21 protein-coding genes and 1 other RNA gene are annotated in these 23,718 nt (G+C 24.3%); all 22 read left to right on the forward strand.

All coding sequences use genetic code 11. The annotated features are described in order from the left end of the window. The first annotated feature begins 129 nt into the window (after nt 1–129). Complete coding sequence (locus RDY08_RS01620; RefSeq protein WP_307904683.1) at nt 130–1,158, forward strand: sigma-70 family RNA polymerase sigma factor; 1,029 nt, start codon at nt 130–132, stop codon at nt 1,156–1,158. Further along, nucleotides 1,146–2,246 carry a Nif3-like dinuclear metal center hexameric protein gene (locus RDY08_RS01625; protein WP_307904684.1) on the forward strand — a complete coding sequence of 367 codons (1,101 nt, stop codon included), beginning with the start codon at nt 1,146–1,148 and terminating at the stop codon, nt 2,244–2,246. The genes RDY08_RS01620 and RDY08_RS01625 overlap by 13 nt, the downstream gene beginning before the upstream one ends. A 14-nt stretch (nt 2,247–2,260) precedes the next feature. Further along, on the forward strand, nt 2,261–2,944 hold the full coding sequence (locus RDY08_RS01630; protein WP_307904685.1) for a hypothetical protein: 684 nt from the start codon (nt 2,261–2,263) through the stop codon (nt 2,942–2,944). A gap of 277 nt (nt 2,945–3,221) precedes the next feature. After that, an RNA gene (gene rnpB / locus RDY08_RS01635) (RNase P RNA component class A) lies at nt 3,222–3,562 on the forward strand. A 539-nt stretch (nt 3,563–4,101) separates the two neighbouring features. Next, the gene (lon, locus tag RDY08_RS01640) at nt 4,102–6,438 is read left to right on the forward strand and encodes an endopeptidase La (protein ID WP_307904686.1); all 2,337 of its coding nucleotides are present in this window, start codon (nt 4,102–4,104) and stop codon (nt 6,436–6,438) included. A 14-nt stretch (nt 6,439–6,452) separates the two neighbouring features. Further along, nucleotides 6,453–7,568 carry an HD-GYP domain-containing protein gene (locus RDY08_RS01645; protein ID WP_307904687.1) on the forward strand — a complete coding sequence of 372 codons (1,116 nt, stop codon included), beginning with the start codon at nt 6,453–6,455 and terminating at the stop codon, nt 7,566–7,568. A gap of 290 nt (nt 7,569–7,858) precedes the next feature. After that, nucleotides 7,859–8,959 carry a sugar ABC transporter substrate-binding protein gene (locus tag RDY08_RS01650; RefSeq protein ID WP_307904688.1) on the forward strand — a complete coding sequence of 367 codons (1,101 nt, stop codon included), beginning with the start codon at nt 7,859–7,861 and terminating at the stop codon, nt 8,957–8,959. Then, entirely contained in the window at nt 8,956–10,737 is a 1,782-nt protein-coding gene (locus RDY08_RS01655; protein ID WP_307904689.1) for a sensor histidine kinase, read from the forward strand. Before RDY08_RS01650 ends, RDY08_RS01655 begins: the two co-directional genes overlap by 4 nt. Nucleotides 10,738–10,740: 3 nt before the next feature. Then, a complete protein-coding gene (locus tag RDY08_RS01660) occupies nt 10,741–12,105 on the forward strand; it encodes a sigma-54-dependent transcriptional regulator (RefSeq protein WP_307904690.1) in 1,365 nt (454 codons plus the stop codon). A gap of 132 nt (nt 12,106–12,237) precedes the next feature. Beyond that, the gene (rplS, locus tag RDY08_RS01665; RefSeq protein ID WP_307904691.1) at nt 12,238–12,588 is read left to right on the forward strand and encodes a 50S ribosomal protein L19; all 351 of its coding nucleotides are present in this window, start codon (nt 12,238–12,240) and stop codon (nt 12,586–12,588) included. Between the two features lie 43 nt (nt 12,589–12,631). Beyond that, nucleotides 12,632–13,564, forward strand: coding sequence for a signal peptidase I (gene lepB, locus RDY08_RS01670; protein ID WP_307904692.1), 933 nt, complete (start codon nt 12,632–12,634; stop codon nt 13,562–13,564). Nucleotides 13,565–13,574: 10 nt separating this feature from the next. Then, nucleotides 13,575–14,000 (forward strand): ribosomal protein S18-alanine N-acetyltransferase, encoded by a 426-nt coding sequence (rimI, locus tag RDY08_RS01675; RefSeq protein WP_307904693.1) that lies wholly within the window; start codon nt 13,575–13,577, stop codon nt 13,998–14,000. 26 nt (nt 14,001–14,026) lie between these two features. Further along, complete coding sequence (locus tag RDY08_RS01680; protein ID WP_307904694.1) at nt 14,027–14,497, forward strand: hypothetical protein; 471 nt, start codon at nt 14,027–14,029, stop codon at nt 14,495–14,497. Nucleotides 14,498–14,791: 294 nt separating this feature from the next. Continuing rightward, nucleotides 14,792–16,879, forward strand: a complete 2,088-nt coding sequence (locus RDY08_RS01685) for a sensor histidine kinase (RefSeq protein ID WP_307904695.1) — start codon at nt 14,792–14,794, stop codon at nt 16,877–16,879. Nucleotides 16,880–16,900: 21 nt separating this feature from the next. Further along, nucleotides 16,901–17,200: a hypothetical protein gene (locus RDY08_RS01690; protein WP_307904696.1), complete on the forward strand. Its 300-nt coding sequence runs from the start codon at nt 16,901–16,903 to the stop codon at nt 17,198–17,200. 14 nt (nt 17,201–17,214) lie between these two features. Continuing rightward, nucleotides 17,215–18,084 carry a DUF350 domain-containing protein gene (locus RDY08_RS01695; RefSeq protein WP_307904697.1) on the forward strand — a complete coding sequence of 290 codons (870 nt, stop codon included), beginning with the start codon at nt 17,215–17,217 and terminating at the stop codon, nt 18,082–18,084. After that, the gene (locus RDY08_RS01700) at nt 18,081–19,613 is read left to right on the forward strand and encodes a polyamine aminopropyltransferase (protein ID WP_307904698.1); all 1,533 of its coding nucleotides are present in this window, start codon (nt 18,081–18,083) and stop codon (nt 19,611–19,613) included. The genes RDY08_RS01695 and RDY08_RS01700 overlap by 4 nt, the downstream gene beginning before the upstream one ends. Before the next feature lie 165 nt (nt 19,614–19,778). Then, on the forward strand, nt 19,779–20,150 hold the full coding sequence (locus tag RDY08_RS01705) for a hypothetical protein (RefSeq protein ID WP_307904699.1): 372 nt from the start codon (nt 19,779–19,781) through the stop codon (nt 20,148–20,150). 50 nt (nt 20,151–20,200) lie between these two features. Then, on the forward strand, nt 20,201–20,962 hold the full coding sequence (locus RDY08_RS01710; RefSeq protein WP_307904700.1) for a TatD family hydrolase: 762 nt from the start codon (nt 20,201–20,203) through the stop codon (nt 20,960–20,962). Between the two features lie 2 nt (nt 20,963–20,964). Continuing rightward, a complete protein-coding gene (locus RDY08_RS01715; protein WP_307904701.1) occupies nt 20,965–21,765 on the forward strand; it encodes a putative RNA methyltransferase in 801 nt (266 codons plus the stop codon). Between the two features lies 1 nt (nt 21,766). Next, nucleotides 21,767–22,132 (forward strand): holo-ACP synthase, encoded by a 366-nt coding sequence (gene acpS / locus RDY08_RS01720; RefSeq protein WP_307904702.1) that lies wholly within the window; start codon nt 21,767–21,769, stop codon nt 22,130–22,132. Nucleotides 22,133–22,494: 362 nt separating this feature from the next. Next, nucleotides 22,495–23,700: a hypothetical protein gene (locus RDY08_RS01725; protein WP_307904703.1), complete on the forward strand. Its 1,206-nt coding sequence runs from the start codon at nt 22,495–22,497 to the stop codon at nt 23,698–23,700. Nucleotides 23,701–23,718 lie beyond the last annotated feature (18 nt).

Raw genomic sequence — 23,718 nt, forward strand, 5'->3', positions numbered from 1 at the left:
CAAAATTTTTCAGAAGCCAAAAATTTAGAAAAACATTTGTGCTTTACCATATGAAGCGTAACTTCTTTTTTTGTTTAATGAAAAAATTAATTTAATTTGGAAAAAATATAAAGATTTGAGGTGAATATAATGAATAATGAATATTTATTAAGAGAAATAAAAAAAAGAACAAAGAATAACTCAATAAAACAATCTGACATAGAAGATATATTAAGTATGGAAAAAATAGATGAAAATAGTTATGAAGAAATAATTGATTATTTAGTATCTAAAAATATAAAAGTATTAGATGAAGAGATTATAATAGAAAGTGAAGAAGATATGGAAAGTGTATCTTTGATGAAAGATGTAGATATTATGAAACAATATATGAAAGAAGTTTCAGAATATGAATTGTTATCTCCAAAAGTACAAATGGAATATTTAAATATAAAAGATAATGATGAAAAAGTGAAAAATTTATTGGTAGAAAGCAATTTGAGATTAGTTGTTGGGTTAGCTGTAAAATATTCGAAACAAGGAGTTTCATTTTTAGATTTAATTCAAGAAGGAACATTAGGTCTTATGAAAGCAATAGATAAATTTGATGGCACAAAAGGGTATAGATTGAGTACATATGCAACATGGTGGATAAAAAAATATATGATAGATTTTTTAAATGAGAAAGTTGCAAGCATGAAAGTTCCTACACACATATATTTGAAGTATCAAATGTTGAAAAAAGCTGAAAAAGCTATATCACAAGAGAATGGCAGAGCAGCTACATTAGAAGAAATAGCAGAAAGAACTTATATGACAGTAGATGAAGCATCGAGAATAAAAAGTATAATAGAAAGCAAAATGATAGCAATTGACTCATATACTGGTGAAGATGGAAATGGGAAATTTGATATTTCAGATGATAGCACCGAAGAAGAGATTGAAGCAGAGTTAGAAAAATTAGCTTCTGAAAATAAAATAAATAAAATGTTGAAAAAATTGGATTCAAGAGAAATTAAAATTATAAAAATGTATTTTGGATTTTCTGAAGATGGAAGAAGATACACTTTTAAAGAAATTGGAGAAGAGTTAAATTTATCAGCAGAAAGAATTAGAGTTATAAAAGAAAGATCATTAAAAAAATTAAGATATATTGGGAAAAAAATATGGAAAGATTAATGAAGCTATCTAAAATTATTTCTAAATTAGAAAGTAGATTTCCATTAAAACTGCAAGAAGATTGGGACAATAGTGGACTGTTAGTTGGAGATTTGAATAGTGAAATAAATAGAATTCAAATATCACTAGATGTAACAGATGAGGTAATTGAAAACGCTATAAAAATAGGTGCTAATTTAATAATAACGCATCATCCTTTAATATTTAAGCCTATAAAAAGAGTAACATCGGGAGATAATATTGGGAAAAAAATATTGAAGTTAATAAAAAATGGAATTAGCTTATATTCTATGCATACAAATTTAGATTCTGCTAAAATGGGATTAAATGAATATATTATGAATTTGTTGGGTGTAGAAAATGGAGAAGTTTTAGATAAAAATTATAAAAATATTTATCGAATTGGAATTTATATTCCAGAAGATAAATTTATAGAGTTTAGAAAAAAAATTATCTCTTTTGATAAAATTTACAAAGATGAAAGATATGAGAAAGTATCATATTCCACAGAAGTAGAGGAAACTTTCTTTGCGAAAGAAAAAGCCAATCCTGCAATAGGAGAAAAAGGAAAGTTATCTATTGTAGAAAATAAAAAATTGGATATAATAATAGAGAAAAAATATATAAATAATTTTTTAAATTATGTTTCTAAGAATCATCCATATGAGGATTTTTCTTATGAATTAATAAAATTGGAAAATAAAATAGAAAATGGTGGAATTGGAAGAATTTATAAATTGGATGAAAAAATAAAAATAAGTGAATATATAAAAATTGTAAAAGAAAAATTAAATATAAATAATATAAGAGCAGTTTATGATGAAGATAAAGAGATAAAAAAAATAGGATTAGTTAATGGAAGCGGAGCATCTTATATAAGTAGAATGAAGAATAGAGGAGTGGAGTTGTTTATAACTTCTGATATAAAATATCATGAAGCATTTGATGCACGTGAATTAGGAATGGCGTTATTAGATATAGGACATTATGAGACTGAAATATGGTTTTCCGATATAATAAAAAAAGAGTTGTTAGAAATAGTGGAGGTAGATGTTTTTAATTCTGAAAAAGTTTTTAAATATTTTTAAAGGGGAAATAAAAAATGTGTAATAAAAAATTGATAAAGATAATAATATTGTATTTTGTTATAATTAACTCTATTTTTGCAAATGTAACAGATGAATTAGGTGTTTTTAATCAGGAGGAAAAAAATAATTTAGAAAAAAAAATAAAAAATGTGGAAAAAGAGTACAAAATAAGTTATTATATATATATATTAAATAAAGATAGCGAAGTAGAAAAAACTTTAGTGGATTTAAAGAGAAGCGTTATTATAAAAATTGTAAAAAAATATAAAGTTAAATTATATTTTACAAAAGATATATCAATTGAAGGATATAGTGACGAAATAGACAACTTGTTAAATAAAACAACAGATTTAATTGCTGGAAAGGATTATTTAGACTATATTTATGAAGTTATAGGTGATACAAAAGATATAATTAATATTATTGATGTAGGTGAAAAAACTGATTCTAAACAATTGATTAATAACACTATGAAAAATATTTTTATAGGGATATTAGTTTTTTTAATAATAATAGTATTAATATTTAGATACATAAAAAAATATAAAGAAAATATGAAAATATGTAAACACTGTAATTTGGAGATGGATTTAATTGATAAATATTATGAAAAAAATAAAGAAATAAAGCTTTATAGTTGTAAAATTTGTGGATATTCAAAAAAGATAATATCTTTAAAAAAGAACATAGGTAAATAGTTTGATAGTTTAAAATAATTGTAGAAAAAAAGAATATTCAACGCAGAGTCACAGAGAACGCAAAGTTACGCAGAGAGATATTAGTTATGGAATGGCTTAAAAATAACCTTCCCATTTTTTTATAAAATACGCAATGTTTTAAGCGTTTTTATAAAAAAATATGAGAACATTATTTTTTAAACGTTCCTATGGATATAAGCAAATGTATATGAGCGTATGAAAAACATTTTTTAATTGCAAAAACTTTGATGCTATCAATAATTTTTTAAGCTGTTTCTAGGCGTAAGAGACAGTCGCAGGATGAAATATTCCTGAGGAAAGTCCGAACTTCATAGGGCAGGAGGGCAGATAACATCTGCTAAGAGAAATCTTAAGGAAAGTGCCACAGAAAATAGACCGCTATTTTATGGTAAGGGTGAAAAGGTGGTGTAAGAGACCACCGGTGTTTTTTGTAAAAAAAGCAGCCAGGTAAACCCCCTCCGAAGCAAGACCAAATAGAAAAACAGATAGAGCTTGCCCGCTCTTGTTTTTGGGTAGGTCGCTTGAGGCAGTAAGTAATTATTGTCCCAGATAAATGATTGTCAAATACAAAATTCGGCTTATACTTACACCTAGGAACGGCTTAAAAAATTAGTTGCTCTTCACGAAAAAATATGCATGTTTAAGCATTTTTAGAGTGATTAGAGCAAATTACTTATTTCAACGTTCTCTAGGAACGGCTTAAAAATAACCTTCCGATTTTGTTTTAAAATACGCAATGGTTTAAGCGTTTTTATAACAAAAAATTAGAAATTTATTTTTCCAACGTTCCCTAGGAACGGCTTAAAAAATTAGTTGCTCTTCACGAGAAAATATGCATGTTTAAGCATTTTTGGAGTGATTAGAGCAAGTTATTTATTTCAACGTTCTTTAGGAACGGCTTAAAAAATTAGTTGCTCTTCACGAAAAAAATATGCGTGTTCAACCGTTTTTAGAGTGATTAGAGCAAGCTGTTATTTATAATTTTATTATTGTTTATATTAGATAGCTACAAAAATAAAAAGAAAAAAGATTTAAACCACGAATGAAACGAATGTAAGCGAATTAGGAAAAATGTTGCATTCGAGATAATTCGAGTATATTCGTGGTTAAAAAGATATAAATAGGAGGCTGGCGATATGAATATAGAAGAAAAAATTGAATTACCTTTATTAGTAGTAAGAAATGTAGTTATTTTTCCATATATGGTAATCCCTCTAAATGTTGGCAGAGAGTTTTCTGTAAGAGCAGTAGAAGAATCGCTTAAGAGAAATAGTGAAATAGCCATATTCACTCAAAAAAAGATAGAAAAAGATGAAATGAAAAAAGATGATATATATGAATTTGGAGTTTTAACAAATATATTAAAAATGGTAAGATTTCCAGATGGGACTCTTAGGATATTAGTAGAAGCGATAAAGAGAATAGAATTAAAAGATTTTAAAATAGATGAAAAAACTAAAATGAGTAAAGGTGAAGTTGTTGTTTTAAATGAGATAGGAAATCAAAAAGATAAGGATAAAGAGGAAGAAGCGTTATATAAAATAGTAAAAAATAAATTTGAAACATGCTTATCAAGAGGATTAACAGTCACTCCTGAAATAATTTCACCTACAATAGATGTAGAGTTACCTGGAAGATTATCAGATATAATAACAGCTCAATTAGATATAAATTTAGAAGAAAAATATAATGCGTTAAAAGAACTTGATGTAAAAAAAAGGCTTGAATTAACAATAGAAAACTTAAATAAAGAATTAGACGTTTTAGAAATAAAAAATAAAATTCAAGATAAAATAAAAAAAGGTATGGATGAAACACAAAAAGAATTTTTCTTAAGAGAACAATTAAAAGCAATAGAAGAAGAGTTGGGAATTCAAGTTGAAAATGATGAGGAAGTAGAAAGGTATAAAAATGAATTTAATAAACGTAAATTCCCAAATAATGTAAAAAAATTAGCTGAAAAAGAGATAGATAGATTGAGCAGATTGCCATTGGATTCTTCAGAAGCTGGGGTTATTAGAAGTTATTTGGACTTTATAATAGAATTGCCTTGGAAAGATGTTTCTAAAGGGAAATTAGATGTAAAAAAAGCAAAAGAAATATTAGATGAAACTCATTATGGATTAAAAGATGTGAAAGAGAGAATATTAGAATATTTAAGCGTAAAAAAGATATCTAAAGAGTTGAAAACTCCAATTTTATGTTTAGTGGGGCCTCCTGGAGTTGGAAAAACTTCAATTGGGAAAGCTATTGCAGAAGCAATGAGTAGGAAATTTATAAGAATATCTCTTGGAGGAGTAAGAGATGAAGCTGAAATTAGAGGACATAGGAGAACTTATGTAGGAGCACTCCCAGGAAGAATTTTAACAGGGATAAAACAATCTGGAAAATCAAATCCAGTATTTATGCTTGACGAAATAGATAAATTAGGGTATGATTTTAGAGGAGATCCATCTTCTGCAATGTTAGAAGTTTTAGATCCTGAACAAAATATTGATTTTGTAGACCATTATTTAGAGATGGGGTATGATTTGTCAAAAGTATTTTTTATTACTACGGCAAATAGATTAGATACAATACCTGCACCTTTGAGAGATAGAATGGAGATAATTAGAATACCAGGCTATTCATTAAATGAAAAAGCTATTATTGCAGAAAAATATTTGATTCCACGTCAAAAAAAGCAAAATGGAATAGAAAAATATGAAATAGTTATTGAAAAAATGGCATTGGAAAAATTAATATTAAATTATACAAGAGAAGCAGGAGTAAGAAATTTAGAAAGAGAAATAGGAAAAGTATTTAGGAAAATAGTGAAAAAAATTGTTATGGGAGAGGAATATCCAGAAGTAGTAAATGAAAATGAAATAGAAAAATTATTAGGAATTCCAAAATATGAGATGAGTGATACTGAAGATATTCATGATATAGGAGTTGTAACAGGACTTGCTTGGACAGAATTTGGCGGAGATGTACTTAATATAGAGGTAAATCTTGTGCCAGGGCATGGAGAGCTAATTTTAACAGGAAAATTAGGGGATGTAATGAAAGAATCAGCAAGAATAGCTTTAACATATATTAGAAGTAAAATTGATAATTATAATGGAGATAAAGAATATTATAAAAATTATGATTTACATATTCATGTTCCTGAAGGAGCAGTTCCAAAAGATGGACCATCAGCAGGAATTACATTAACTACAGCAATAGCCTCTAAATTGTTAAATAAACCAATTTCAAATAAAATAGCAATGACAGGAGAAATAACATTAACAGGTAGAATATTGCCAATAGGAGGATTAAAAGAGAAACTCTTAGCAGCGAAATTAAGAGGTATAAAAAAAGTATTTGTGCCTAAAAAAAATGAAAAAGATTTAATAGAGATAGATGAAGAGATAAAAAGTGGAATAGAGATAAAATTTGTGAATTACGCAGAAGAAGTTTTTGAGGAGTTGCAACTTCAACAAGGATAAGGGGTGTGGATGCAATGAAAGTATTATTAATCGATGATGGTGGTTTATTTGGGAAAGTACTAAGAGATATTTTAATAACTAAAGATTTAGAGGTAGTGAATATAACCCAAAAGAAAGATGCCATGAAAATATTAGATGAAAAACCAGACGAAATTGGAGTAGTCATTTTAGATGGCGGAATATCTTTGAATGATCATATTGGATTAATTAATCATGTAAAAAATAGTGATAGAACCGAATATATACCAATTATTTTTATAGACTCATATAATGAAGTTGTAAATATAGAAGAATTTTTAAATATAGGTGTTTATGATTACTTAAAAAAACCTTTTGATAATGGAATTTTTTATCTTAAAGTAAAAAATGCTATAAAATATTATGAAAATTTCAAAAAATTAAAAGATGCAAAAAATAAAATAGAAAAGATGAATTTAAATTTAAGAGAGAATTATAGAAGAGCTGATGAATTAAATAGAAGGTTAGAGGAAAAAAACAAAATACTTGGATTTTTGGTAGATGCTAGAACAGAAGAGTTAGAAAGAATGACAACATCTTTAATATCAGCTCTTGAGAATGCAAATTTATATAATGATGAAAATACAGGGAAACATATAATTAGAGTTTCATTATATGCAGAATTAATATCTGAAAAAGCTGGATTTGATAAACTGTTTAGTAAAAAAATTAAGATGTATGCTCCATTACATGATATAGGAAAAGTGGGAATAAGCGATAATATATTGAAAAAACCTGGAAGGTATACAGAAGAAGAATTTGAAGAAATGAAAAAACATGTAACTATAGGATATAATATGATAAAAGATTCTCCTTTGCCTAAGTTAGCGAAAGAGATTATATTGTATCATCATGAAAAATGGGATGGGACAGGATATACAAATGGATTAAAGGGGGAAGAGATACCTCTAGCAGCAAGAATTGTTGCAATAGCAGATGTATTTGATGCTTTAACTACAAAAAGAACTTACAAAGAGGCATTTTCTTTGATGAAAGCTCTTAAGATATTAGAAGATGGAAGAGGAAAACATTTTGATCCATTTTTATTAGATATTTTTTTTGATAATATTGATTCTGTTTTAGAAATTAGAGAAGAAAATAAAGATGAATAAATAAAAATAAAAAAATTCTCCGATAAAGGAGAATTTTTTTATTTTTATTTGTTTTGAAATTGAAATATAAAACAAATTTAGAATAAAAATTTATTTTATATTTTTTAATATTAAGAAATAGATTAAAAATAACCTTCTTATTTTGTTATAAATACGCAATAATTTAAACAAAATATAATAAATTTATTTTTTAGCATTCTTTAAATTGAAAAAAAGAATCAAAAATAGTATAATAGAGATGGAAACAATACATAAATTTCGAAATAAAAAAACAGAAGAGGTGAAGATGGATGCGTAAAATGATTTTTATAGGAATAATCATATTAGGAACAGCAGTGTATATGTTTAGAACAACTTTTATAGATAAAAGTAAATCAATAAAAAAGTTAGATATAATGGTGTTTTCTCCAAATTATGAATCGTTAAATGGAATATTATATAAGTATTCAGAAGAAAATAATATTAAAATTAATTTAGAAGAGGCACAGTATTTTAATTTTACATCAGCGTTTAAAGAAAAAAGTAAAAAAAATGAAAAAATCCCAGATATATTTTTAGTTGTAAATGATTGGATTGGAGATTTGGTAGAGAAAAATTTAATTGAAGAAGTAAAAAAAGAGAATCTAAATGAATTATCAAAAATAGCTGTTGAAAGTATAAAATATAAAAACAGATATTATGGATATCCTTTTAAAGAAGAAACATTGTTTTTGTTTTATAATCCCAAATATATAAAAAAAGTTCCAAATAAAATTTCAGATTTATTAATATTATCAAAAAAAATAAAAGAAAAATATGGGATAGAAGGAATGGTTTTTCCAACTGATGAATATTATTACCATTTCCCATGGTATAGTTATGTGGGTGGAGATGTAAAAGAGCTTATAAACATTAGTGATAAAACATTAAATAATATGGAGAAAGAGATGAAAATCATTAAAAATAATTTTAAGTATATGAATTCTAATTTAGCAACAACTTTATTTAAAGATGATAAAGCAGCTATGATGATAAATGGACCTTGGAGTATAGATTATCTAAAAGGGGTAAATTATAAAATAAAAACTATAAAAGATGAAAAATTTAAACCTTTTGTAGGGATAAAAACATTTGTGATATACAAAAAATCAAAAGAAAAAGTTGAGGCTGAAAAATTATTGAAATATTTAATTGGAAAAGATATACAAGAAAAATGGTCAAAAGACCCAAAATTTATTTCTGTGAATAAAAATGTTAAAAATTCAATGAAAAATGGGATTATTATGCCAAATTCTCCGAAACTAAACAGATTTTGGATGGAAAGTAACAAAATGATTTATGATATATTAAAAAATAGTTTAGATATAAAAAAATCTATAAAAAAAAATCTAATTAAAGAGAAGATACAATGAAAAAAAATATAGGATTTAAAACAAAAGTTGTAGTAGTAATATTTGCAGTTATGTTTTTGGGAATGTTTATGTCATATTATATACAACAAAATTTTATGTTAAAGATGATACAAGATAATTTGAAGTTAAATATGGAAAACAACTTAAAAATTATATCAAATGAGATAGAAAATAAAAAAAAAGACTTAATGGTAAAAGCTGTAATTATAGAAAAAGATAATGCTATATTGGAGCTATTTAATAAAAATGATTATAATATAGCACAAAATATTTTGTTGAAGTATATCGAAATATATAAAGATGTTGCAATAGAAATATATGATTTGAATGGAAATATTATAACTAAAAGTTTGAATTATTCTAATGATATGAATTTTAATATGATAAATAATTTTATTAAAACTAGAAAAAAAGAAAAAATTTTAGATTCGTGGTTAGTTGAAAATAAAAATGGAGCATATATAAAATCATTTATAACAATTAGAAAAAATGCAGAAAATATAGGATGGGTTATACTTACTTATAGAATTTCAGATAAATTTTTAGATAATATAAAAAACAGGATTGATATGGAAATAAATATTTATAATAATAAAAATAGATTAATAGGAACTACAATGTATAATAAAAAAGGCGTTAGAATAAAATCAAGAAAAAGTTTAAATACAGATAGAGAAAAAATTAATTTTGAAGAAAAAAAAGAGGAATTAGTAGCAGTAAAAAAGAATAAGAATTTAAATATAAAAATTGAAGTTGTATACAGACTAAAAGAATTTGTAAAAAACCAACAAAGAATAAGGAATAAAATATTTTATTTAAATTTTTTGTTAATGCTGGGAATAGTAATATCTTTAAATTTAATATTAGGGAAGTTAATAAAACCTGTTGGAGAGTTAATAAAAGGATTACAAAAGATAGAAACTGGTAATTTTGAATATAAAATAGAAAAAAGTAGTTATGATGAATTAGGGCAGGCAGTGGAAAGTTTTAATAAAATGGTAGAAAAATTAAAAGAAAACAAAGAAAATGAAAAAAGAATAGCTAATTTAGACAAAATAGCTTCTGTGGGAAGATTAGCGGCAAGTATAGCACATGAAATAAAGAATCCATTGTCGTCAATATCTATGATAGCTAATATGTATTATCAAGAGTTTGATAGTATAGACTTTACAAGAGAAGATTTTAAAGTGATTTCTAAAGAGATAAATAGAATAAATGATATAATAGAAAGGTTACTTGATTTCTCGAGAGAGAGAAAAATAGTTTTGAAAGATGTAGATATAAATTTGTTGTTTTCAGAATTAATAATGTTATTAAGTAAAAAAATGATGGAAAAAGGCAATAAATTAATATTAAATAGTGATTATAAAGAGATTTATATTAAAGCTGATGAAAATATGTTGAAGCAGGCATTTTTAAATATTTTAATTAATAGTAATGATTCAATGGAAAAAGGAGTTGTATATATAAATATAGAAGAAAAAGAAAAAAATAAAGATAAAGAGATAAAAATAGAGATAAAAGACAATGGAAAGGGGATGAAGCCAGAAGTATTAAAAAAAGCATTTGAGCCATTTTATACAACAAAAACAAAAGGGAGCGGAATAGGTTTAGCAGTGGTAAAAAAAATGTTTGATATTCATCGTTTTAAATGTAATATAGATTCTCAAAGTGGGGTTGGGACAACTATTACAATAATAATAGATGTTGAAAAAAATAAAAAATTAACTTTTGAAGGTGTGAAATATGAAAGCGAGATATTAGAAAGGAGAGATTAATTAGTGGGGGAATATAGAGTATTATTAATAGATGATGAAGAGGATGTGCTTTATAGTTTACAAAGGATATTGTTAAGAGATAAAGAGTTGAAAATAGATACTGCTGAAAATGGAGTGGTTGGATTAGAATTGTGTAAAAAAAATAGATATGACATAATTATAACAGATTTGATTATGGGAGAAATAAATGGTTTAGAGATTATAGAAGAGGTAAAAAAAATAGATGAAAATTCTATAATTATATTAATTACAGGGAAAGGGAATGAAGAGATATACAAAGAAGCAATTGAAAAAGGAGCATATGATTATTTTTCAAAACCTTTTAATTATACGGAATTTTTTAAAGTTATTAGAAATGCAAAAGAGAAATTGGATTTAGAACTATATCAAGAAAAATATAAAAACATCACAGAGAAAGAAAATAAATTTTATAATATTTATTATAAAAGTGAAGAGATGCGTGAAGTTATAGAAAAAATAAAAAAAATATCAAAAATAGATAGTCCTGTATTAATTAATGGCGAAAGTGGAGTAGGTAAAGAACTAATAGCCGAAAGTATTCATATGAACAGTTTGAGAAATAATAAACCATTTATAAAAATAAACTGTGGAGCTTTACCAGAAAATTTAATAGAATCTGAACTTTTTGGATATGAAAAAGGAGCATTTACTGGTGCAGAAAAAAATAAAAAAGGGAAATTAGAGTTAGGGAATAATGGAAGCGTTTTTTTAGATGAGATAGGAGAATTAAATATTTATTCTCAAGTAAAACTTTTAAGAGTTTTAGAAGATGGGCAGCTAGAGAAGTTAGGAAGTGAAGGAACGAAAAAAATAGATATAAGAATAATAGCAGCTACAAATGTGGATTTGAAAAAAAATATTAGTGAAAATAAGTTTAGAATGGATTTATATTATAGATTAGGAGTTTTTAATATAGTTATTCCGCCATTAAGAGAAAGAAGAGAAGATATTATATTTCTTGCTGAAAAATTTTTAGATGATTTTTCAAATAAATTTAATATAGAAAGAAAAATTATGTCAGATGGTTTAAAATTAAAACTATTAAATTATAGTTGGCCAGGAAATATAAGAGAATTAAAAAATGTTATTCAAAATATATTGTTATTAAGTGGAGATAAAAATGTAATAAGTGTAGAGATGCTACCAGAATTTTTATTTGAGAGACATTTAGAGGATGAAAAGTTAGAATTTGAGGAATTACCTTTAAGAGAATATATGAAAAAAAACGAAAAAAAATATTTAAAAAAGATGTATTCGAAATATAAGGATAATAAATCACATTTGGCTAAAATTTTAGGAGTTACAAGGAAGACTTTATATGATAAATTAAAAGAGTATGGAATATAGAGCTTTATAATATTTTGCGTATTTCCTATTGACTAAAAAAAGTAAAAATGATATAATTAAATGCTTCAAAAAGGGTGGTCCTCTTTGTGAAACTGGCAAATGAACATCGCGTAAAGAGGGGAGGAACAAAATATGAAAGAAAAACTAATCGAATTAGTTGAAAAAGATTACATTAGAGAAGATATTCCTCAATTTAAAGCTGGAGATACTGTAAAAGTACATTATAGCGTAAAAGAAGGAGAAAAAGAAAGAATACAAATTTTCGAAGGTGTAGTTTTAAGAGTTAGTGGTGGTAGTGTTGCTAAAACTATGACTGTAAGAAAAATGTCTTATGGTGTAGGAGTAGAAAGAATAATACCAGTTAATTCACCTCTTGTAGCTAAGATTGAAGTAACAAAAATAGGAAAAGTAAGAAGAGCAAGACTTTATTACTTAAGAGAATTAAAAGGAAAAGCTGCAAGAATAAAAGAAATTAGAAAATAAAAAAAAGCTAGCGTATTGCTAGCTTTTTTGCATAGGAGGAAAAATGAAAAATATTTATATAAACATTTTAATATATATAGTAGTAACATCTTTTTTTGCATATATTTGGATAAAAGAAAAAGAGTTAGGAAAAAAAATACAAAATATAAAAGATAAATTTTCTGATAAAATAATTGGAAAATATGAAGTAAAATCTCCAATGAAAAAGAAAGTAATTAGAGGAACTGTTAATTGGACTGAAACAATTGTAACTGCAGTTGTTTTAGTGTTAGTAATACAACATTTTTACGTCGGAAATTTTTTAGTTCCAACAGGTTCAATGATACCTACAATTGAAATTGGAGATAGAGTGTTCGGAGATATGGTTTCATATAATTTTAGAGACCCTAAAAGAGGAGAAATTGTAGTATTTAGAGAGCCAATGGATAATAAATTGTTATTTACAAAAAGATTAATAGGAGAATCTGGAGATAAAGTAAAAATAGGCTCTGATAAGAGGATTTATATTAATGGAAAAAAATTAACAGATAAGAAATATGATAGAGATTACTTTCAATTAGGGTATTTAGGAGCTGGAGAATGGTATATTCCTAAAAAAGGCGATACTATTCAAATAGCTGGAGAGTTTAAACCTGCAGAAGGTAAATTAAGTGATATTGGAAAATTAAATGATGTTCAAAGATATTTAATGTCAAGAGGTGATGTAATAACAAGAGCACTTCCATATGCCAAATTTATTGTTAATGGGAAATATGAAACAGGAATAATAATGGATTTTTTAAGAGATGATGAAATTGCTAAAAAATTGTTAAGTGGAGAAAAAATAACATTAAAAGAAAATTATTATTTTGTACTTGGAGATAATAGTAAAACTAGTTTTGATTCAAGATGGTGGGGATTAGTTGCAGAACATAGATTTAGAGGACGAGCAATGTTTAGATTTTGGCCAGTTAATAGGATGGGATTATTAAAGTAGGTGAACTGTTATGAATAAAAAAATTACAATATTAGATTCCATATCATTTATTGAAATGGAATCTTTTAATAAACCATGGAATAAAAATATTATAAAATCTATGTTTGAATCTAAAGAATATTTAATTTTAGTGGAATATGTAAAAAAAGAGATAGTTGGTTATATAATTTTATATAACACTTCAGATGTAGTTGAGGTATTAAGAGTTGCGGTAATGAAAAAGTTTAGAAATCAAGGAATTGGGAAAACTCTTTTAGAAAAAGCTATTGATGAAACTAAAAAAATAGGTTATAATGAAATATTCTTAGAGGTAAGAGTAACTAATTATAGTGCTATTTATCTATATAAAAAAGTAGGGTTTGAAAAAATAAATATTAGAAAAAATTATTATAAAGACAGTAATGAAGATGCGTTAATAATGAAAAAAAAGTTATAGAATTAGTCAAAAAACGAGGTATTAAAATGAAAGAAAAAATTGAAAAAATTATGCAAAATTATAATTATAATTTTGATTCAGAAGAATATATAAAAAAAAATATATTAGAAAATATATATTTAACTTATTCAGAATTAAAGGAAGTAATAGAGATTCTTTATGAATTGGAGTATATAAAGGAGATGGATCTAAAAGAAGTTTTTGAAAGTATAAAATTTGATACAGTTAAAAGTAAAAAAGAAAAAGGAAGCTATTTTCTGAAGGAACTATTATATTATAAATATCCACTTTATCAAAAAACAATGAAAAAATTAAAATTTCATCTAAATAAGATAAAAGATTCTAAAATAAAATTAACATATCCTCAAAATTTAGAGGGAGACAATTTAAAAATTGAAATTACAATAAAAAATGAAAAAGACGTGGATAATATATTGGATAAATTATTAAAAAATAGAGATAATTTAAAAGATATAATATCATTAATAAAAAAATAAGCTACGCTTCATCTGGTAAAATAAAAATATTTTTCAAATTTTTGGTTTCTGAAAAATTTTGCTTTGAAAAATCGCAAATTTAAAAAAATGGCGTAGCTTATTTTCTGAATAAATTTATATTTTTTGAATAAATAAAAAAATAAGCTACGCTTCATCTGGTAGAATAAAAATATTTTTCAAATTTTTGGTTTCTGAAAAATTTTGTTTTGAAAAATTGCAAATTTAAAAAATGGCGTAGCTTATTTTCTGAATAAACTTATAATTTTCAAATAAATGAAAAAGGGTGAATAAATTATGAACAAAAAATTAGAAATAACATTATTATCTATTAGTTTTGTGGTTTTATTTTTGTTTAGTATTATATTTTCTACAAAAACTTTAATATATAGTTCTTTTATATATTTTAATCTTTTTTCATTAGTTGTAATTTCTGCAATAATGATATTATCTTTGCGTTCATATTTAATTTTAAAAAACTTTATGCATCTATTCTTTTCAATTTCTTATGGAATTTTAATGTTTATTTATATATTGATCATGAAAGAGTACTATTTTAATAATATGTATATAGATTATATGATCCCGATTATAAAATATACAGAAGTACTAATTTTTATGTTTGGAATATTTGTTTTAAGAGAAAAAGTAGATAAAAGAAAAATATTGAAATCTTTTATCATTTTAATAATAGTAAATTTATTTTATTTTTTTATAACTATATTTTTTATAGAGAGTAATGTTTCTATAGTCATATTTTATATAGAACTATTATTAGTATATTCTTATTTGTCAGATGAATCTATAAAAGATTATTTTACAAAAATTTTGTGGTATAAAATATTTTCATGGTTATTTGGAGTTATTTATACGGTTACATCTTTTAATTATTTTAATCTTATATCTTTTTTTATGTATTTTTATTCTTTATATAAATTTTTAGAATATTTGAATTATGTGTTGAATAGAGGCTTTTTTAAGGAGATTTATAATAGAGAACAAAAAATCAGAAAACTTATAAAATATCATAATTCTGGAATAATTATAATAGATGATTATTACATAAATTATATAAATGATTCAGCATTAAAAATATTAGGGAAAGATAGTAAGAGAGAATTAAAAAATAAAAGTATATATTTAGCATTAGAGGGAATATCATCGGAATTATTGGAAGATACATTAAAAAAATTTCCAGAAGAAAATGTTGTTGAGATAGTAAACTTTAATAAAAAAAATAAAAAAATAAAAATAAAAGCATATAAAACAGGAGATGAATTTTCAGAAGAGATTATAATAATTTTGGATGAACTTCTAACTCAAAAAGAAGTTTTTGAAAAAGCAAATAATTTATTATCAAATAATGTTGTGTATTTATATAATGAAGATGAAAGAGAATATGTATATATGAATAATGGAGTAAAAAATATTTTAAATAAATCTCCTGAAGATTTTTATAATAATTCAACAATGATGTTTGATATGATTCCAGAAGGTAATTCTAAATGGTATATGGAGTTTATGGCAAATAAAAAAGATGGACTTGAAGAGTTTTCCTATGTTAAAGAAAATGGAGAATTAGTTTGGTTGCTGGGAGAAAGAAGAAAATTTGAATTTTATGGAAATGAGTATTATTATGGTGTAGGTGCAGATATAAGTAGATATAAAATTAGAGAAAATGAACTGTTGTTAAAAAATGAAAAATTGGAAAAAGAGAATAAAATAAAGGATATGAGTGTATCGGTCATATCACATGAGATAAGGACTCCAATTACTTCAATAATAGGATTTCTAGAGAATATAATAATGAATAAAAAATTTATATATCCAAAAGTATTAACAATGGTATATAAAGTATATAATAATAGTATGAGGTTGAAAGAGCTAATTAACAACCTTTTGGATATAAATAAATTAAATGCAGGGAAAATGGAAATAAGTAAAGAGATATTAGTTTTAAAAGATATGGTAACAGAAATAATGCTGAATAATGAGATTCTAATGGAAATAAGAGATATAGAATATAGTGTAAATATAGATGAAGAGCTAGAAGCTTATGCTGATTATAATTTAATTTATCAATCTATAAATAATATTGTTAGTAATGCAATAAAATATAATAAAGATAATGGAAAGATTATAGTATCTGGAATTGATAATGAAAAAAGTGTAACGTTAAGCTTTAAGGATACTGGAATTGGAATAAAATTGGAAAATATAAACTCTGTATTTGAGGAATATGAAAGAATAGAGGGTTCGCATATACAAGGGACAGGAATAGGTATGCCATTAACAAAAAAAATGGTAGAATTAAATGGTGGTAAAATATGGATAGAATCTGTTTATGGAGAAGGTTCTACTATTTTTATAGAGTTGTTAAAATAAGGAAGAAGGGAGGGGAAATAATTGTTTATACTTTTTTTTATAATTTTAGGAATATTTTTATTCGTCAGATATAATTTGGGAGTTGGGCAGATTTTAATTGGATTTGTAGTAATAATGGTTGTGTTTAGCTTGTTTTTACGACCGGTATTTTCACCATTTTTTGGTGGATATTATTCACCGTGGGGAGGATATTCTCGAGGGTCAAGTTTTTTCTTTTTTAATAACAGTCATTCGAGCAGAAGTTATACACCAAGAAGGACAAGAAGTGTAAGAAGAAGCGTATCAGGATTTAGAAATAGAGGAACAGGTTTCGGAAAATAATGGAGGTGGATAAAATGTTATATGTATCAATTTATATTTTAGTAGGATTAATATTTGCATTTTTTATATCAACAATAGTATATGACAAAGCATTAACAAAAGGATTTAGTTTAAAAGAGTATCTGTTTGAAAAAGATAGTAAAGCGGTATGGGTAGATTACTTTGGTGGATTTATTTTACCAGCATTTTTAATAACATATAATTCTGTAACAGGAGGGGAAGCAAAATCATTAATATTAGACTTATTAACAATATTAATTATTTTATCAGTTGCAATAGCAGTTTTAGCAGTAGTTAGAGTGTTAAATGATAAAATTATATTGAATATATCTAGTAAATATGGTGATAAAACTACATTGAATAATGAGATATTTAATCAATCTAATTTATCAGCTTCATTTTTTAATATTGCTTTTACATCTGTTATAACAAATATTCTTTTGCAAGAATCTATATTTGAAGAAAAAATTTCAGTTATGTTATTAAGAGCTTTATTAATATTTTTATTTAATATAATAGTATTTATTGCTTATAAATTTTTAGAAGTAAAAAGAGAAGTGAAAATATATGAAAATTTATTTGAAAAGGATAATAGTGCATCTGGACTTACATTTTTAGGATATATTGTAAGTTGGCAAATAATTTTATATAAATTAGTTAATTTTTATGATTTGAAAGAGTTATATTCTATGGTAGTTAGTTTTATGTTGATTTTAGTTTTTTATGAAATAATAAAATTGATTATTAAATTTGGAATAAAATATATATTAAAAGAAGATATAGAAGATGAAATTTATTTACAAAAAAATATAGGTGCAGGGTTTGGAATGTTTGTTATATATACAGGAATTGCACTTTTGATATCAGGAGTATTATTTGGATGAAAATAAAAAGTGAAAATTTATTAGCAATTGCAATATTAATGACAGGAATAACAGGAATGGTAGCAGAGTATTCTCTCTCTACCATTGCTTCATATTTTGTTGGGAATAGTATAACCCAATTTTCATTAGTAATAGGAATTACAATGTTTTTTATGGGAATAGGCTCAAAAATATCAAAATATATAGAAAAAGAAATATTTTATAAATTTATATTATTTGAATCTTTACTTTCTATTATATCTGCATATTCAATAATATTTACTTATTATTTAATGGGGATAAGCGGAGAAAAATTGTTTTATATATATATGTTATCAGGAATAGTGGGTACATTAATCGGGCTTGAAATTCCATTAATTACAAGGATAAATGAGCATTATAATATAGCGTTGAAAGAAAATATAAGCAAGGTTTTATCTTATGATTATTTTGGAAGTTTAATAGGAAGTATATTGTTTGCATTTTTATTCTTACCATATTTAGGGCTTACAAATACATCAATTTTGTTAGGATTTTTTAATTTTTTAGTAGCTTTTTTTGTATATGTAAGTATAATAAAAAGAGGAATTGAAGTAGACTCTAAAAAAATAAAAAATATATTTATATTAAGTTTTTTAGTTATTTTATCAGCCTTTATATTTGGTAAAAAGATTGTAATGTATAGTGAACAGATGCAATATAAAGATAAAATAGTTTTTAAAGAACAAACAAAATATCAAAATATAATTTTAACTAAATTTAAAAAAGATTATAGATTATATTTAGATGGTCAAACTCAATTTTCTACATTTGATGAATATAGATATCATGAGAGCCTTGTGCACACTCCAGTTACTTTTTTGGACAATATTCCCAAAAGAGTATTAGTTCTAGGTGGTGGAGATGGAATGGCTGTTAGAGAACTGTTAAAATATAAAAAGATAGAGTCTATAACATTAGTGGATTTAGATGATCAGATGACAAAACTTTTTTCTACAAATAAACTTTTAAGAAGCTTTAATAAAAGTTCATTGTTAAATAAAAGGGTAGAAGTAATAAATGAAGATGCATATATATATTTGAAGAATAATAAGAGTAAATATGGATTAATTATAATAGATTTTCCTGATCCAAATAATATTGCATTAAATAAACTTTATACAGTTGAATTTTATAAATTGGTAAAAAGAAATTTAGAAAAAAGTGGAGTGTTTGTAACACAATCAACAAGCCCGATATATTCAAAAGAAGCGTATATATGTATAAGAAAAACAATAAAGGAAGTAGGGTTTAACGTATATTCGTATAAGACTCTAGTTCCTTCTTTTGGAATGTGGGGGTTTAATATTGGAAGTATGCAAAAAAGAGATTTGAATAAAATATTTAATAAAAAAATAGAGATTCCTACAATATATTTAACAAATGGAGTAATGAAATCAAACTTTTCTTTGGGGAAAGATATAAAGCTAGATGATGAAAAAATAGAGGTAAATAAGCTATTAGAGCCTAAATTATTGAAATATTATAATAATAGTTGGGTTTATTATTAAGGAATGAGTTAAATTTGTTTGGAGTTATTGAACGTTAGAAATTATGAGCTTAGACTCTTCTTTTACTGGGTGTAAACCTATTATATGGAAATTAGTGATAGAAACATTGAAAAAATTGACATTGAACAACATTGAAGTTTTTTTACTTTACAAAAAGGAGAAAAGATGAATTTAGAAGAAAAATATATAGATTATTTGCTAGACGAAGTAAATAAAAAGCTAAGAATGGAGTATTCAATAATTGAAGATTTGAATTATATTTTAAATGATTTTGAAAGATTTCAAGTTATGATAAAAGGAAATAACAAAATTAGGTCAGACATTAAAAAAGTTATTTTATCTAAAAATATTAATTTTAAAAAAATTAAAAATGATTATTATTTAAAATTAAATAGAAACAGAGTAATGAAATTAATTCCTATAATAAGATTATTTATAAAAATACAAGAGAAAAATTTTGAGAATAAATTTGTAAAAGAGCAATTAGATTTTTTTCGATTTGAATTCAATTCAATTAAGTTAGCAATGTTGAGTTAGGTATAAAAGGAAAAATGTAAGATATTGGATAATAATAGGAGGAGAATAAAATGAAACTTATAGATGCACATTGCCATATAAATTTAGATGAATTTAAAGATGATTTTAATGAAGTGGTAGAAAGAATTAATAAAAAACTTGAATTTGCAGTAAATATTGGATTTGATATGAAAACTTCTTTAGAAAGTGTAGAACTAGCTAAAAAATATGATTTTATCTATTCTGCAATAGGGATTCATCCAAATGAAGCAAAAGAATATTCTGATGAAGTTGAAAAAAAATTAATAAAACTTGCTGAAAATCCAAAAGTTTTGGCAATAGGAGAAATAGGACTTGATTATTATAGAGAGGGAGCTCCAAGAGATTTGCAAAAAGATGTTTTTAGAAAACAGATAGAATTAGCAATAAAATTAGATAAACCAATATTAATTCATTGTAGAGATGCTTATGGAGATACATTTGATATATTAAACGAATATAAAGAAGCTAGAGGAATAATGCATAGTTACTCTGGAAGTTATGAATTTGCTAAAAAATTAATGGATAGATTTTATTTTTCTATAAGCGGACCAGTAACATTTAAAAATGCCAAAAATGTAAAAGAGATGGTTAGAGAATTGCCAATAGAAAGAATAATGGTAGAGACAGATTCGCCTTATTTAACTCCAACTCCATATAGAGGGAAAAGAAATGAACCAATATTTGTAGAGTATGTAGCAAGAGAAGTTGCAGATTTAAAAAATATGAAATATGAAGAAGTAAAAGATATAACAAATAAAAACACAAAAAAAGCATTTGAAATAGAGGTGTAAAAGTGCAGATAATATGTCCTGTATGTAAGGAAGAGTTAAAAAAAGAGAATAATAAAATGAGTTGTATTAATGGACATTCATTTGATTTTGCAAAACAAGGATATATAAATCTTCATACTAAAAGAGGAGAAAAAAATCCTGGTGATAATAAAGAGATGGTGAAAAATAGAAGAGCATTTTTAGAAATAGGGCTTTATAATAATTTAAAAGAAAAGATAAAAAAAGTATTATATAAATACAGAGATTTATATAATTTTAATAGTTTATTAGATTGTGGATGTGGAGAAGGATATTATACATCATCTTTTGAATTAAAAGATGTTATTGGGATAGATATTTCTAAATTTGCAATATTAGAAGCTGCTAAAAAATATAAAAAGTTAAAATTTATTGTTGCTTCAGGGAAAGATATACCTATAAAAAGTGAGAGTGTAGAAATAGTTACATCTATTTTTACTAAACTTTTTCCGAATGAATATTATAGAATATTAAAAAATAATGGTATAGTAATAACAGTTCATTCAGGTATAAATCATTTAAAAGAGATAAAAGAAGTTGTGTATGAAAATGTAAAATATGATGTATATAATCCTGATAGAGATATGCTAGACAAATTTAAAAAAATAGATTCTATAAACTATTTTTATAAAGAAAAATTAAAGACAAATTTAGAGATAAAAGAGCTATTTGAGATGACTCCATATAAATGGAAAAGTCCAAAAGAGGGGATAGACAGACTTTACAGTTTAGATAATTTAGAAATAACAATAGATGTGAATATAGATATTTATAAGAAGGTGTAAAATGAAAATACTTGGAATAGGAAATGATATAATTGAGATATATAGAATACAAGAAGCTATAGAAAAAAACAGTAAATTAGAAAAAAGAGTTTATACAGAAAAAGAGATTGAGTATGCTAATAGTAATAGAAAATATGAAGTGTTGGCTGGCAGATTTGCAGCAAAAGAAGCAATATCAAAAGCTTTTGGAACAGGGATAAGAGGATTTAAATTAACAGATATAGAGATATTAAATGATGAATTAGGGAAACCGTATGTTAATTTGTATGGTAAATTAAAAGAAAAATATTTAGGTTATAATATTATGGTAACAATATCTCATAATAAGAGTAATGCCATATCAACTGCTATAATTTCTTGTGAATAGTGTAAAGGTTTTGTAAGAAAGATAATTTCAGCACAAAGAAAGGAGAACTCAAAGTTACACAAAGGAATGGCTTAAAAATAACATTCCCATTTTGCTTTAAAATACGCAATGTTTTAAGCGTTTTTATAACAAAATATGAGAACATTATTTTTTAAACGTTCCAAAGAAAAAAATTATTTAAAACTATTGGGTGAATACTGATGAATAAAAATTGAAAGATAGTTATTTTGGATGGAATTCTATAAAAATTTTATACTATCTTCTTGTGAATAGAGATTGTAAAAACAAAAATTAAATGATATAATATAAACAGGAGATTCGTGTGCCACTCTTAATATAATATAGATTGTAAGGAGAGAAATATGTATAAAAAAATTGTTATTTTTATGTTTTTAATAATGGGGTCATTTATTTTTGCAGAAAATTTGGGAACAAATATTATTTTGGATGATGCAATATTTTATTATGAAGGGAATAATGAAAATATATTGGATTTAAAAGATGATACTATTAAAGAATATCAGGATGTTTTGATGAAATATAAAAGCTTTTATGATTTGGATATAACAAAATTATTTGAAAGTAATTATGCAATATCTTTTCATAAAAGAAAGGATGAAAAGAAATTTTTTATTTATAAAAAGATTGAAACTGCAGATTTTGTAGGTACAAAATTTTATAATAATAAATTTTTTGAAAGAGATATAATTAGCGGAATGACTACATATTATATTTTAGGGGATAATCAATTTATATATTCATATGATTCTGGAAATTTATATATAAGTAATGATATAGCTTTATATTTTGAAATGTTAGATAATTTGAAAAAAGAAAAACACACATTAAGAAAAGATAAAAATTTTGTTAATTTGCTTAATTATAATAAAGAATATAAATATAAATATTATTTATTGCAAAGTAAACCTATTGAAAAAAATGGATATGTAATAAAAAAATATAGTGAAATTAATGGAGAGAAAAGAATAAAAAGATATTTAGTAGATAATCTTAGTGAAAAAGAAGAAGATAATATTAATTTAGCTGATTTAATTAGTGGCGATGTAGATAGAATTTATATTGGAAAAAATATTCAAGGTGTTACATCATTATTAAATGATGATTTTAAAATAATGAATTATACAGTTTCAAAAGAGTTGTTAAATTATCTGAATACTAATATAAAATTAGCAGTATATATAGAAAAAGGCAAAGATTTTTATATTTTATTATTACCTAAAGAAAATTTTGATAATTCAATTGAACTATTGAGAAAAGAATATGAAAAAGTATTTTTTTATGATAAAAAATTAAAACTTTTAAAAAATGAATATGGGTATGAAATTCATATTCCAATTTTACAAATAGATAGATATATAGATGTTTATAAAAATAAATATCTTATATTGAGTAATAGTTCAGAAGTATTGAAAAATATAGAGATAGGAAAATATTATAACTATGATTATTCAAAGATAAATCTACAAAGTACAATATATAAAGACTTTATAAATAATATAGATGAAAGTTTTGAAGTGAAAAACAATATAATTGAAGAGATAGAATAAAAAAACAAATAAAAAATT

Origin of the sequence: Haliovirga abyssi (assembly GCF_030295325.1) — a bacterium.
Lineage (GTDB): Bacteria > Fusobacteriota > Fusobacteriia > Fusobacteriales > Haliovirgaceae > Haliovirga > Haliovirga abyssi.

Excerpts from the sequence above, each read along its gene's own strand:
- rplS (WP_307904691.1), top strand. The coding sequence starts at position 12,238 with ATGAAAGAAAAACTAATCGAATTAGTTGAAAAAGATTACATTAGAGAA.
- RDY08_RS01705 (WP_307904699.1), top strand. The coding sequence starts at position 19,779 with ATGAATTTAGAAGAAAAATATATAGATTATTTGCTAGACGAAGTAAAT.
- RDY08_RS01680 (WP_307904694.1), top strand. The coding sequence starts at position 14,027 with ATGAAAGAAAAAATTGAAAAAATTATGCAAAATTATAATTATAATTTT.
- RDY08_RS01630 (WP_307904685.1), top strand. The coding sequence starts at position 2,261 with ATGTGTAATAAAAAATTGATAAAGATAATAATATTGTATTTTGTTATA.
- RDY08_RS01710 (WP_307904700.1), top strand. The coding sequence starts at position 20,201 with ATGAAACTTATAGATGCACATTGCCATATAAATTTAGATGAATTTAAA.
- RDY08_RS01695 (WP_307904697.1), top strand. The coding sequence starts at position 17,215 with ATGTTATATGTATCAATTTATATTTTAGTAGGATTAATATTTGCATTT.
- RDY08_RS01655 (WP_307904689.1), top strand. The coding sequence starts at position 8,956 with ATGAAAAAAAATATAGGATTTAAAACAAAAGTTGTAGTAGTAATATTT.
- acpS (WP_307904702.1), top strand. The coding sequence starts at position 21,767 with ATGAAAATACTTGGAATAGGAAATGATATAATTGAGATATATAGAATA.
- RDY08_RS01700 (WP_307904698.1), top strand. The coding sequence starts at position 18,081 with ATGAAAATAAAAAGTGAAAATTTATTAGCAATTGCAATATTAATGACA.
- RDY08_RS01725 (WP_307904703.1), top strand. The coding sequence starts at position 22,495 with ATGTATAAAAAAATTGTTATTTTTATGTTTTTAATAATGGGGTCATTT.
- rimI (WP_307904693.1), top strand. The coding sequence starts at position 13,575 with ATGAATAAAAAAATTACAATATTAGATTCCATATCATTTATTGAAATG.
- RDY08_RS01620 (WP_307904683.1), top strand. The coding sequence starts at position 130 with ATGAATAATGAATATTTATTAAGAGAAATAAAAAAAAGAACAAAGAAT.
- RDY08_RS01685 (WP_307904695.1), top strand. The coding sequence starts at position 14,792 with ATGAACAAAAAATTAGAAATAACATTATTATCTATTAGTTTTGTGGTT.
- lon (WP_307904686.1), top strand. The coding sequence starts at position 4,102 with ATGAATATAGAAGAAAAAATTGAATTACCTTTATTAGTAGTAAGAAAT.
- lepB (WP_307904692.1), top strand. The coding sequence starts at position 12,632 with ATGAAAAATATTTATATAAACATTTTAATATATATAGTAGTAACATCT.
- RDY08_RS01645 (WP_307904687.1), top strand. The coding sequence starts at position 6,453 with ATGAAAGTATTATTAATCGATGATGGTGGTTTATTTGGGAAAGTACTA.
- RDY08_RS01650 (WP_307904688.1), top strand. The coding sequence starts at position 7,859 with ATGCGTAAAATGATTTTTATAGGAATAATCATATTAGGAACAGCAGTG.
- RDY08_RS01625 (WP_307904684.1), top strand. The coding sequence starts at position 1,146 with ATGGAAAGATTAATGAAGCTATCTAAAATTATTTCTAAATTAGAAAGT.